Origin of the sequence: Aeribacillus sp. FSL K6-3256 (genome assembly GCF_037965805.1) — a bacterium.
Classification (GTDB): Bacteria; Bacillota; Bacilli; order Bacillales; family Aeribacillaceae; genus Aeribacillus; species Aeribacillus composti.
This window is the reverse complement of the sequence record NZ_CP150188.1, coordinates 1,962,600-1,973,993: the sequence shown is the minus strand read 5'-3', so window position 1 is coordinate 1,973,993 and position 11,394 is coordinate 1,962,600. Positions and strand designations below refer to the sequence as shown.

The 11,394-nt window shown below is 38.2% G+C and carries 9 protein-coding genes and 1 pseudogene; 8 read left to right on the top strand and 2 right to left on the bottom strand.

Annotation, left to right across the window (positions count from 1 at the left end; genetic code table 11):
- Window positions 1–106: 106 nt before the first annotated feature.
- The 4 genes from NSQ84_RS09455 (at window position 107) to NSQ84_RS09440 (ending at window position 4,252) form a co-directional block, all read left to right on the top strand.
- On the top strand, window positions 107–772 hold the full coding sequence (locus NSQ84_RS09455; protein ID WP_063387781.1) for a GntR family transcriptional regulator: 666 nt from the start codon (window positions 107–109) through the stop codon (window positions 770–772).
- A 351-nt stretch (window positions 773–1,123) separates the two neighbouring features.
- Complete coding sequence (locus tag NSQ84_RS09450; protein WP_130158631.1) at window positions 1,124–1,921, top strand: enoyl-CoA hydratase-related protein; 798 nt, start codon at window positions 1,124–1,126, stop codon at window positions 1,919–1,921.
- Window position 1,922: 1 nt separating this feature from the next.
- The gene (locus NSQ84_RS09445) at window positions 1,923–3,122 is read left to right on the top strand and encodes a CoA transferase (protein ID WP_327856334.1); all 1,200 of its coding nucleotides are present in this window, start codon (window positions 1,923–1,925) and stop codon (window positions 3,120–3,122) included.
- Window positions 3,123–3,430: 308 nt separating this feature from the next.
- Window positions 3,431–4,252 (top strand): hypothetical protein, encoded by an 822-nt coding sequence (locus NSQ84_RS09440; RefSeq protein ID WP_327873784.1) that lies wholly within the window; start codon window positions 3,431–3,433, stop codon window positions 4,250–4,252.
- A 185-nt stretch (window positions 4,253–4,437) separates the two neighbouring features.
- Here NSQ84_RS09440 and NSQ84_RS09435 read toward each other — a convergent pair.
- Both NSQ84_RS09435 and NSQ84_RS09430 read right to left on the bottom strand, forming a co-directional pair.
- Window positions 4,438–4,617: pseudogene (locus tag NSQ84_RS09435) on the bottom strand (energy-coupling factor ABC transporter permease); the annotation flags it as partial.
- 464 nt (window positions 4,618–5,081) lie between these two features.
- A complete protein-coding gene (locus NSQ84_RS09430) occupies window positions 5,082–6,389 on the bottom strand; it encodes a cell wall-binding repeat-containing protein (RefSeq protein ID WP_327856335.1) in 1,308 nt (435 codons plus the stop codon).
- A gap of 300 nt (window positions 6,390–6,689) precedes the next feature.
- Here NSQ84_RS09430 and NSQ84_RS09425 point away from each other — a divergent pair, with 300 nt between their 5' ends.
- The 4 genes from NSQ84_RS09425 (at window position 6,690) to NSQ84_RS09410 (ending at window position 11,156) form a co-directional block, all read left to right on the top strand.
- On the top strand, window positions 6,690–8,060 hold the full coding sequence (locus NSQ84_RS09425; RefSeq protein ID WP_327856336.1) for an ATP-binding protein: 1,371 nt from the start codon (window positions 6,690–6,692) through the stop codon (window positions 8,058–8,060).
- Window positions 8,061–8,062: 2 nt separating this feature from the next.
- Window positions 8,063–8,734 (top strand): response regulator transcription factor, encoded by a 672-nt coding sequence (locus tag NSQ84_RS09420; protein ID WP_327873785.1) that lies wholly within the window; start codon window positions 8,063–8,065, stop codon window positions 8,732–8,734.
- 223 nt (window positions 8,735–8,957) lie between these two features.
- On the top strand, window positions 8,958–10,418 hold the full coding sequence (locus NSQ84_RS09415) for an aldehyde dehydrogenase family protein (RefSeq protein ID WP_094245888.1): 1,461 nt from the start codon (window positions 8,958–8,960) through the stop codon (window positions 10,416–10,418).
- 525 nt (window positions 10,419–10,943) lie between these two features.
- On the top strand, window positions 10,944–11,156 hold the full coding sequence (locus NSQ84_RS09410; RefSeq protein ID WP_066251603.1) for a hypothetical protein: 213 nt from the start codon (window positions 10,944–10,946) through the stop codon (window positions 11,154–11,156).
- The last annotated feature ends 238 nt before the right edge of the window (window positions 11,157–11,394 follow it).

The window sequence follows — 11,394 nt, the reverse complement described above, 5'->3', positions numbered from 1 at the left end:
CCAATACAATGCCGACTTTACAGAATTTTTCGATTTGTATTTATAAACAAGTTATAATAGGATTATAAAAAATAGACAGTCGACATTATAGAGAGGAAGAGCGGGAATGAAAAATAATCAATTATTTTACAATCATTCGTTGTCCCACAAAATAGCGGAAAAAATAACAAACCAAATTATGGCGGGGGAGCTGAAGCCCGGAGAAAAAATTATTGAGTCCACTTACGCAGAAGAGTTTGGAACGAGCCGGGCGCCTATTCGAGAGTCGCTCTATTTGCTGGAAAATGAAGGGCTAATAGAGCGAATTCCTAGAAAAGGCGCTGTTGTGAAAGGCTATACGGAAGATGAAGTTTATGATCTTCTTGAAATGAGAATCGTATTGGAAAGCCTTGCGATGAAAAGAATTAAAGTCCGCGGGATAAATGAAGAAATTCTTAAGAAAATGGAGCAATTGGTACAAAAGATGTCAGAGGTTGATGACGAAAAACAGTATGCCAATCTGAACCAAGAGTTTCATATGCTCATCATTGAAATGAGCAAAAGCGAAATTATTAAAGAAATGTATTGGAGATTAGGACGTCCTTTGCTTGTACTTCAAAGAATATCGTTTCTTGAAGAGGAGCATATAAAAAAGTCTTTGAAGGAACACCGCATTATTTTAGATTTGTTAAAGGAAAACCTGATCGATGAAGCGCTTGTTTTGCTTGAAAATCATAATCATAGCGTAATTAAAAGGGTCGAAAACAAAACGAAAAATAAACAATCGTACTAGCAGCAAAAAAGGGAAAACAACGAGCGCTGTAAATGTCTTGAAACGAACAACATATACATGATTTTAGGGAGTTCATATGAAGGAGTGAAGCCCTTTTCATATAAGCTCCTTTTTTTATTTTTCAGCTTATTGACCGGGTCATAATCAAAACATGACATAAGTAGGTTTTCCTCAGCAAATACAAAATGAAAATTTAAAATTTTTAGAATTTTTATTGACTTTTATAACATGAGGGGATATCATGGTTGTAACAAGATGATTGTCGACAGTCGTCCATCTTCTAGGAAGAGCATTTTTTGAATCCTGATGGTTTTGTTAAAAAATATGAAGACAAGAGATAGGTGATTTTTAATGAGGGTAACGATTAGTCAGGTCGAGGCGGATGGGAAAATTATACTTCAGGAAAGTGCCGGGCTTGCCATTGTAACGATCCAACGTCCACGCCTAAAAAATGCTATAACATCGGGGATGTGGAGGGAGCTGGCGGAAATCGGAAGGCTGATTCCTGAAAACCCGAAAACACGAGTGGTGATCCTGCGCGGAAGCAAGGATCAATTTTGTTCAGGTTCTGATTTGAAAGAATTTAACCAAATGTCGATTAACGAAGCGCACGAAGCTTTCCGCTTAATGGAACAAGCCATTTCGACGTTTGAAAAACTTCCGTTGCCAACCATTGCCGCTATAAATGGTCCGGCATTAGGTGCAGGATTTGTTCTATCTTTAGCATGTGATCTTCGGGTTGGGACCTCTAAAGCTAAAATGGGAATCCCAGTCGGACGGCTGGGAATTACGTTAAACCAAATGTTTGTAAAACGGATTGCAGATCTGATCGGAGGGAGCCGGACGATGGATTTAGTTTATACAGGTCGACTGCTAGACGCTTCAGAATGCTGTCAATTGGGATTAGTTAATTACATGGTTCCGGATGATGAGGATGTGGATCATTTTACATTACGTTTGGCGAAAAAAGTTATGGAGCAGTCACCGGCGTCTCTTCTTGCTGTTAAAAGATCTGTCGCCTACAATAAGCCGGCACTTTCATTTCCGTGGGATACAGGTACGGCGTCCAGTATTGACGCAAATGATTTTCCTGAAGGTGTTCGTTCCTTTGTAGAAAAAAGAAAACCGAATTTTAAAGGGAGAGGTTGACATGCTGCCACTTGCAGGAATTAAAATTATTGACTTAACGAGAATATTGAGCGGCCCTTTTTGCACAATGACATTAGCTGATTTAGGCGCCGAGGTGATAAAAATTGAAAGTCCACAAGGGGATGATACAAGACAATGGGGTCCTCCGTTCATTAAAAATGAAAGCGCGTACTTTCTAAGTGTCAACCGCAATAAGAAAAGTGTTGTTTTAAATTTAAAAGATCCAAAAGGAAAAGAAATTTTACTGAAAATGGTAGAAGAAGCGGATGTTGTTGTTGAAAACTTTCGACCCGGCACATTAAAAAAGCTCGGAATTGATTATGACATCTTAAAGCAGCATAACCGCGGAGTCATTCTTGCTTCGATTTCCGGCTTCGGTCAAACAGGACCGTATTCAAAAAAGCCTGGCTATGATGTCCTGGCTCAAGGAATGGGCGGGTTAATGTCCGTTACAGGCGAACCAGACGGTACACCAGTTAAAGCTGGATATTCTTTGGCAGACATCGGAGCAGGAATGTGGGCAACAATCGGCATTCTGTCAGCACTTTGGGAAAGAGAGCGTTCAGGTCAAGGACAATGGATCGATGTCTCCTTGCTCGACACGATGGTTTCTTGGCAAACGTACCTTGCCGGCAACTATTTTGCGACAAACAATGATCCAAAGCCGCTGGGAGGAGCCCATCCGAATATTGTGCCTTACCAGGTTTTTGAAGCTTCGGACGGCCACTTTATTCTTGCAGTAGGAAATGACAGCCTTTGGAATTCGCTGGTTGACGTATTGGATGTGGAAGCTCTTAGAGACCGGAAATTTAAAACGAATCCGGACCGGGTTCAAAATAGAGATGAACTGATTTCCATACTTGAAGAAATATTTAAAAGAAAAACGAGAGATGAATGGGTTGACATGTTGGAATCTGCGAAAATTCCATGCGGACCGGTTAATAAGCTTTCGGACATTTTAAATGATGTCCATATCAAGGAAAGGGAAATGGTCGTTGAAATGGAGCATCCTTCCCTCGGAATCTTAAAAATGCTTGGTGTACCTGTAAAATTATCGCGCACACCGGGCAGGATCAAAACGGTCCCTCCAGCTCAGGGGGAGCATAGTGAAACCGTTCTAAAGCAAATGGGCTACAGTAAAGAAGAGATAGAAACATTTATAAAAGAGGGGATTATTATTCCTCAACAAAAATGTGTATAATTCGATAAAATTCAGTCGACAATCGACTAAAAATATTTTAATAATTTGCTAGTTTTTTCAAGTAAAAAAGCTTCCTCTGTTTTATTGTGTATGATGCTCGATCCAAAGCCTATTTTTTTGAAATTCATGAATATTAATATCCCTCATAACAATCGGAGTCCCGAAACAAACATTTGCTATCATACGAACTGAATTTTCCTGTAAATAGACAGAATAGAGTTTCCGGTTTGCCGGATCCGGCCCGCCTTTAAGTTTTACGGGCATTTTCCTTCAGGTTGAAAGATTTTTAAGAAAGGGGTATTCACCCAATGCGCGTATTCGCTCTTGTTGGCCGCAGCGGCACGGGAAAAAGCACCAGCGCACTTTCTTTCGCACATAGTAAAAACATACCGGCTATGATTGATGATGGATTGTTAATTTATAAAGGGCGAAAAGCTGCAGGGAGTTCAGCGAAATATGAAAAGAACTATATAACCGCTATTAAACGGGCTGTCTTTTTTTATGAGGATCACCGAAAAGAAGTCCAAAATGCTATTAAAGCACTTGATATTCATTCGATTCTTATTATTGGTACGTCTACAAAAATGGTTGATCAAATTGCGGAAACATTGCAATTAGGAAAAATCACCAAATATTACAAAATTGAAGAAATTAGATCGTCAAAGGAAATCAACATGGCATTATATGTGAGAAAAACAGAGGGGAAACATATTATTCCGATTCCATATGTACAAGTCGAACAAAATATTTTAAAGAAGATCATTATGAAGGGAAAGAAAATTTTTTCTACCCAAAAAGAAGAGATTGGCGAAACAACGATTATCAGACCACGGTTTCATCAAGGAACCATCCACATTTCTGAACACGTTTTAAAACAAATCATTTCCCATGCCTGCACTTCGGTAGAAGCAGTAAAAAAATGCCATCGGATAGATATTGCATTAAACGAGCTGCCGAATATAAAAATCACCCTCACCATATTTTATCCATTGGATGAAGCATTACCCGTCATCGCAGAAAAGATTCAACAAAAAGTTGCTGAAGATTTTTTAAAGTTTTTAAATATAGAGTTAAATAGCATTACTATTCATATCAGTAAATTGTCGATGGAACACTCTTATCCTGCATAAATGATCCGGACTGCGCGCATATGATTTGGGCTGATAAGTTATGCAAAATTAGGTAATCGTAGCTGAGCAAAGGGGTGCCATATGATCAAAAAGTCAGTCATTATTATAAAAATGGCAAATGTAAAAGAACGGATTATACAGTAAAAGGCATATTGAAAAAATAAATTCATATAGAGCAAGTATTATATTTTTAATGCTGACAGCACAAATGCAAATGCTCCAGATAAACCTAGCATCATTTTGAATTCAGGATGCTCCTGAAGCTTCTTTTTAATAGAAAGTAAGCCTATAATTAAAGAAGGTAAAGTAACCCCCCACCAAAATAAAGCCCATTCAATCGGCAGAAAACCTTCCATAATATGCATGAATATGCATGGCGATGGCCTGTTCCGGGATAAAAACGAATAGAAATGATTGGGAGCTTCCTTTTCGGCCCAACAGCGATGAGTGTTGTTGGATTTATTGTTCTCTTTTTCCAATCATTATTTACACAAATTTATCTCTTGTTAATCCGCCATTTTCAAACATTTTTAGTTAATTGAAAACGCCAGTTTATTCATCATGAAGAATACTCAATGTTTTCAATAAATAGGGAAATATACAATTTAAAACAGATGATGTGGCTTGTACGATTCTTAGTTTTGCACTTTTTGTTATTTTGGAAAATGAAAAAAATTGACTTTGTCCTCGGGGGGCAGAAAGAATATAAAACTCCTCAAACAGCAGGAAGCTAAATGGAAGCGACCTTTCACACTTACCATATGAAGCTGTTTATTTACTTTAAAAAGTTAAGGAAAACCGGGCGTTCAATTTTCACGCCCGGTTTTCCTTAATGCCCTCCATGCCCGTGTCCGTCTTCCTGAGCAATTTCAAGCTTGTCATCTAGAATTCCTTGTGTTTGAAAGGAAATTTGTTTTTGATCTCCGATGATAAAACCATGATTGTAAGGACCTGTTGTCGGGTCATCTTGAAAGGTTGGCTTGATGCTTGCCAAGAAATCATATGTTTCTTGTTGAAGCTGTCCTTTGTTTAACCAAATCATCGGTGCATGTTTGCCGAGATGTGAAAACGGCGCGGCAGCTAAAGCAAGCTCTGGTGAATCTGTTGAAATAAAAGAAACACCATGGCCCGGTTCCGTTATACCCCATCCGAATTGAGTGTCTTTATCTTTAAATTTGGCAAATTCAATCGAAGTGGTTACAGGGTCATTTCCAGCTATTCGATGAACAGTCCCGTATTCTTTCAATTGATTTTCTACATCTTTAGAAATAACCTTCTCTGGTCCTAAAATATAAATGTTTGCTTTCTTGTTCCGTTTCTTAAGCGCATCTTTCGTTTCTTTAGGAAGCTCGTGTTCAGCAGCAAACAGTATAGGCTCAGGCATATGGGAAATCCAATTAACGGCTGGTATGGAATATAGTTTATGTTGATCCTCTGAAGAAACGATGATCACGCTTTCTGGATAGCCTTCGGATACTTCTGCATAAGCTTGATCGACATTTCTTGCGAATTCTGCGGGATTTTTTCCTTTGATCTGTTCTATTTTATAACCTGACAACTGGTTGATGACATTGTTTGAAACATCTCCTAACACAACAATTTGAGTGCCGTTCCGGTTCCCAGTCGGATTTAACCGTTTGATTTCACTCAACACTTTATCGGGAATGTTATCTTGATGAATCAGTAAGATCGGGCCGTTATTTGGATGATGGATTAAGTCAGCTCCGGCTAATGTTGTTTGCCATTGACCAACAGGCGACAGAATAACGGCTCCGGGTTGATTTTCTTTATGTGTGGCAGGCCAAATGGTTTGGGATACGTAAATGGATGCACGAATTGGATCGGCAACAGGAATTCTCGTTATATTTTTCGTGTTTTGAACAATTAAGCTTTCCTCAGCATTTGGATTGAATTGTGCAGGCGCTTTGGAAAAGGCTTGATTTTTTGTGCTCTGACTGTCTTTTCCGTTATGTTTGGCATGATCATTCATATTTTTGTGGTCCATTTTTTCATGATTCATGCCTTCTGTATGTTCTCCTGTATGGTCGTTGCTGCTTCCGTTGGAACATGATGCAGAAAAGAGCATGAAAGCTGTTAAAACGGTAAGAAAAATCAGCAGCTTACTATTTTTTTTCATTCTAATTCCTCCTCCTAACATTTTCTTTGCATCTGTTTTAACAAAAAAATGTGCAAAAATGATGGAGACGGTCCATTTTTGATCCTGTAAATTTTTTTATGCGAAAATTATTTACTCGCCAAAAGGTGTGCCCGCATTTGGCATCCGCTCGCTGTTTTAAAGTTCGGACGGGGGAGAACAGATAAGCGTTGGATGAAAATGATATAATGAAAAAATGAGAACAGAACGTTCGGTTAAAGGCGGCGAAGAGCTTTCCTTTTTGAAGAGGAAGCTAGTTGGCTGATAAGGAAGGGACAAAAAGTGAAAAAAATTTCGTTTAAATTAGGACTGCTATTTTTCGTGTTTGTTTTGGGAGTCGAAATCATTTTATTTGTCTCATTGTACATAACTTTGGTCAATTCAAGAATTGAGGAGGAGTTTGAGCATCTATTGGCGAGAGGAAATAACCATCGCGATGTGCTGGAAAAAAACTTTGACCATTCCACGCTGGAGCATGTGACGATGATGGAATCGGAAGCGGTGACGGATGTAGTGATTACAAATGAGAAAGGCGATATATTGTATTATTCCGATGACATATTGCCTTTTGCCAAAAAAATTGTAAATACAATGGACAGAACGATTCCGCATGACGGAATAATCGTGCAAAGAAATTGGCAAAAAGAGTCGCATATAGCGACAGTAAGCCCGATACGTATTGACGGCAAGATCAAAGGGTATGTCTATATGTTTCAAAATACCGATGCTATTCAAAAAATGATCTATAAGTTAAAGCATCATTTCGTTTTGGTTGGATTTCTTTCGGTATTTTTAACCATTTTGACGATCGCTTTTTTATCAAAAGTGATAACAAATCCCCTTATTCGTATGAAACAGGCAACCGAAAAATTGAGCAAAGGCGATTTTTCTGTTCGCTTGCAAGTGAAAGGGGAGGACGAATTGGCGGAGCTGGGGGAAGCGATTCAAACATTGGCGAGAGATTTGGAATATTTAAAAAAAGAAAGAAAAGAATTTCTTGCCAGCATTTCTCATGAGCTCCGAACCCCTCTTACATATGTAAAAGGGTATGCAGATATCGCAAGAAGGCCGAATCTAAAAGAAGAGGAGAGGAACCGCTATTTGTCCATTATTTATGAAGAAGCGGAGAATATGCAAAAGCTTGTAAAGGAACTGTTTGAATTAGCAAAGATGGATCAACATTCATTTCAAATCCATAAGGAACCGGCCAACCTGTGTGATTTCTTAAAGAAATTACATGACAAAATGCTACCTGCGTTTCATGAGAAAAACATGTCACTTATCTATAAATGTGAAAAAAACATTACCGTCCAAATTGACCAAAAGCGATTTGAGCAGGTGATGATCAATTTGTTGGACAATGCTTTAAAATATTCCGATAAAGGCTCAGTTGTATCGATTGAAGCAAGAGCGGAGAAAAACAGCATAGTGATCATTGTTTCAGACAATGGAATCGGAATTCCAGAGGAAGATTTGCATCATATTTTTGAACGATTTTACCGAGTGGATAAATCAAGATCAAGAACAAGCGGCGGTACTGGTCTCGGATTGGCCATTGTTAAGGAGATCGTCGAAGCGCACGGAGGAACGGTTTACGCCGCCAGTGAATACGGAAAAGGAACAAACGTTGTTATCACGCTGCCGGAGGTATAAGGATGTACACGATTTTGCTCGTTGATGATGAAAGAAAAATGTTGGACTTGCTGGATCTTTATCTTTCCCCTCAAGGATATCATTGCGTCAAGTGCGAATCAGGATTATCAGCCATCCGATATTTAGAAAACAACAAAGCTGAACTTGTCCTGCTCGATATTATGATGGTGGAAATGGATGGCTGGGAAACCTGCCGGAAAATAAGAGAATTTTCAAACGTTCCTATTATAATGGTAACAGCAAGAGACCAAACATTCGACATTGTTAAAGGCCTCAAACTCGGTGCGGACGACTATATAACAAAACCGTTTGACGAAGCTGAACTGCTTGCTCGCATCGAAGCGGTGCTGCGTCGTTCCGCAGGAAAGCGTTCAATTATTGATGTTCAAGGATTGGTGTGGGATCAAGAAGAACATAAAGTCCATTTTCAAAACGAAGACATATTATTAACGCCGAAAGAATTCGATATTTTAGGGCTGCTTTTAAAGCACCCGAACAGAGCGTTCAGCAGGGAAGAAATCATTGTGTCCTTATGGGGATACGATGCCGAGACCGAAGAGCGAACCATCGACTCTCATATAAAAAATATTCGCGAAAAACTGAGACAAGCCGGTTTTCCAATCGATCAATTTCTTCACACTGTTTGGGGAGTAGGGTATAAATGGGGGAAATAGCTATATTAGCAGATTAGGTTTCAATGTCTGCTGAGCGGGATTGTATGCATCTTTTATATTGTTGAAAGGAAGATGAGAGCCAGCTTATGTCCGGCTCTTTTTTTGTTTTTGGAACCAATTTACAGTTCATCTGTCATTTGCTTTCCGGCCTTTAGCAAGAATAATTTTGTGCGAACTATAAAAAACTACACTAAAATAAATAAATTGTAAAAGGGGGAACGATATGGAGCGCTTTGAGGAATTGAACAAAAGTTATATTAATGGTGAATGGGTCGAGGGATTAAGTAAGAGAACATATGAAAATTTGAATCCTTATGATGGAACTGTCATTCAAACGATTCGGCTAGCGACCTCACAGCAACTTGAACAAGCTTTTTTAAACGCAAAAGAAGCTCAAAAAGAATGGGGAAAAACGTCTTCTTGTGAGCGAGAAGAAGTGCTACGGAAAGCAGCGGAATTTTTCAAAAAAAATCGCGACGAAATCATAAAAGTGATCTCTCGTGAAACAGGCGGAAGCTTCATAAAGGCTAACGTTGAACTTGACTTGACGGTAGGGCTTGTGGAAGAAGCTGTGAAAATGGCCAAGAAATTAGATGAAGTGAGGGAAATTGAAGCCGATATAAAGGGGAAAGTGAATCGTGTTTATCGTCTTCCTTTAGGAGTTATAACATCCATCTCGCCTTTTAATTTTCCGATGAATTTATCCATTCGGACAATTGCTCCTGCTATTGCACTTGGAAACAGTGTCGTTCATAAACCTGATATTCAAACAGCCTTGACAGGAGGATCAATCATTGCAAGGGCATTTGAATATGCAGGACTGCCAAAAGGTGTTTTTCAATGTATTTTAACGGATATTGATGAAATTGGCGATGACATGCTCACTTCTCCGCATTCACAGCTTATTAGCTTTACTGGTTCAACGCCAGTTGGCAAGCATATCGGAAAAATTGCCGGCAGCATGCTGAAAAGGGTTGCCCTTGAACTAGGCGGAAATAACCCGTTCATTGTTCTGGCAGATGCAAATGTAGACCGTGCTGTTGATGCAGCTATTTTTGGAAAGTTTATACATCAAGGTCAAATTTGTATGATTGTAAACAGAATTATTGTCCATAAAAATAAATATGATGAATTTGTACAAAAATTTGTGGAAAAAGCCAAATCGTTGCCTTACGGAGACCCGTCTGACCCGAAAACAATTATTGGACCGCTTATAAACGAAACACAAATTGAAAAAGCTTTAAATATTATAAATGAAGCAAAAAAAGAAGGAGCAAAAATTGCGTTGGAAGGGAAGCGTATCGGAAATATTTTAACTCCGACAGTATTTGTGGATGTTGATAACAACAGCAAGCTTGCTCAAACTGAGTTATTTTCACCAATTGCTACGATCATGAAAGCGGAATCAGACGATCATGCCATTGAAATGGCGAATAATACAGAATATGGTTTAAGCTCTGCGATTTTTACAGAGGATTTAAGTGAAGGTGAACAACTAGGACTTCAAATTGAAAGCGGAATGACTCATATCAATGATCAAACAGTCAACGACAGCCCGACAATTCCGTTTGGCGGAACAAAGTCGAGCGGAATGGGAAGATTTGGAAATCCTTGGGTGGTAGAAGAATTTACGATGACAAAATGGATTTCGATTCAAAAAGAATATCGAAAATATCCTTTTTAACAACATCCCGACCTGCCAAACAATAAGGGATTTTTGAACGAACAGTTAATGGTTAACTGAAAATGAATTTGTGTATCATTTTTGCTTGGCAAATAATCATGACGTTTCCAAACTCTTTCCCGCGATTTTTGGGAAAGTTTTTTTATGTTGTGCATTTTTAAAAATCTAGAAATGAGCAGGATGATCTTTTCTAATCTCGTGATATGAGCATAGATAGTTTTACTGTCACTATTTCTGCATCTTTTTAATATTCAATCCGGCTTCAAAAAACGATGAAGCGTGTGTCTCGTTTTCTTAGGCAGCGATGGATTACGACTCAAGAAGCTTTCCAACTTGTCGTTAAATATTTTCATTTATACTCTATTGGATAATAACGGGTGAATACTAGCTGCTTATTATCCGATTTCACTTTCAATCCGGCTTTAGCGTATTGTTCCAATTATTTTAATTATCATTGTTTAGAAATCTCTAATGTTCCAGTACCAACAAAAAAATGTTATTATTGGATAAAAAGGAGAAACATGTATGTCAAAAGAATCTGTTTCAGCTTTAGGGTATATACTTATTTCTATTGTTTTGATAATTTCAATTTATTTGTTAATTGAACCCAATTCACTAGTGCCTGAAGCATATAAGCTGGCTGTTGATGGTTATGTAATTGCTAGAACTTTAGTAATTCTTTTTATCTTGTATTTAGTGTCAAAACTAGGATTTTTATTTATAAATAAAAAAAATTAACTTCAAACTGTGAAATAATTAAAAAGTAAAGTGAATGGCTCTGTCGGTATCATAAAGCTGCCATTATAGACAGCAGCATCTAAATAATAACGCTGTTCGTCCATTCCTATATTTTAATTTTTCGGAATTAAACTTCCTAAGTTTTGGCTAAAATGATTCTTTTGTGGATCCATATGAATCGATATAATGATTCCATATCATGTATTGAACAGGAGAGGGAAAAAATCGTTTATGAAAA

Coding starts and splice junctions, on each gene's coding strand:
- NSQ84_RS09415 (WP_094245888.1), top strand. CDS start 8,958: ATGGAGCGCTTTGAGGAATTGAACAAAAGTTATATTAATGGTGAATGG.
- NSQ84_RS09450 (WP_130158631.1), top strand. CDS start 1,124: ATGAGGGTAACGATTAGTCAGGTCGAGGCGGATGGGAAAATTATACTT.
- NSQ84_RS09420 (WP_327873785.1), top strand. CDS start 8,063: ATGTACACGATTTTGCTCGTTGATGATGAAAGAAAAATGTTGGACTTG.
- NSQ84_RS09445 (WP_327856334.1), top strand. CDS start 1,923: ATGCTGCCACTTGCAGGAATTAAAATTATTGACTTAACGAGAATATTG.
- NSQ84_RS09430 (WP_327856335.1), bottom strand. CDS start 6,389: ATGAAAAAAAATAGTAAGCTGCTGATTTTTCTTACCGTTTTAACAGCT.
- NSQ84_RS09455 (WP_063387781.1), top strand. CDS start 107: ATGAAAAATAATCAATTATTTTACAATCATTCGTTGTCCCACAAAATA.
- NSQ84_RS09410 (WP_066251603.1), top strand. CDS start 10,944: ATGTCAAAAGAATCTGTTTCAGCTTTAGGGTATATACTTATTTCTATT.
- NSQ84_RS09440 (WP_327873784.1), top strand. CDS start 3,431: ATGCGCGTATTCGCTCTTGTTGGCCGCAGCGGCACGGGAAAAAGCACC.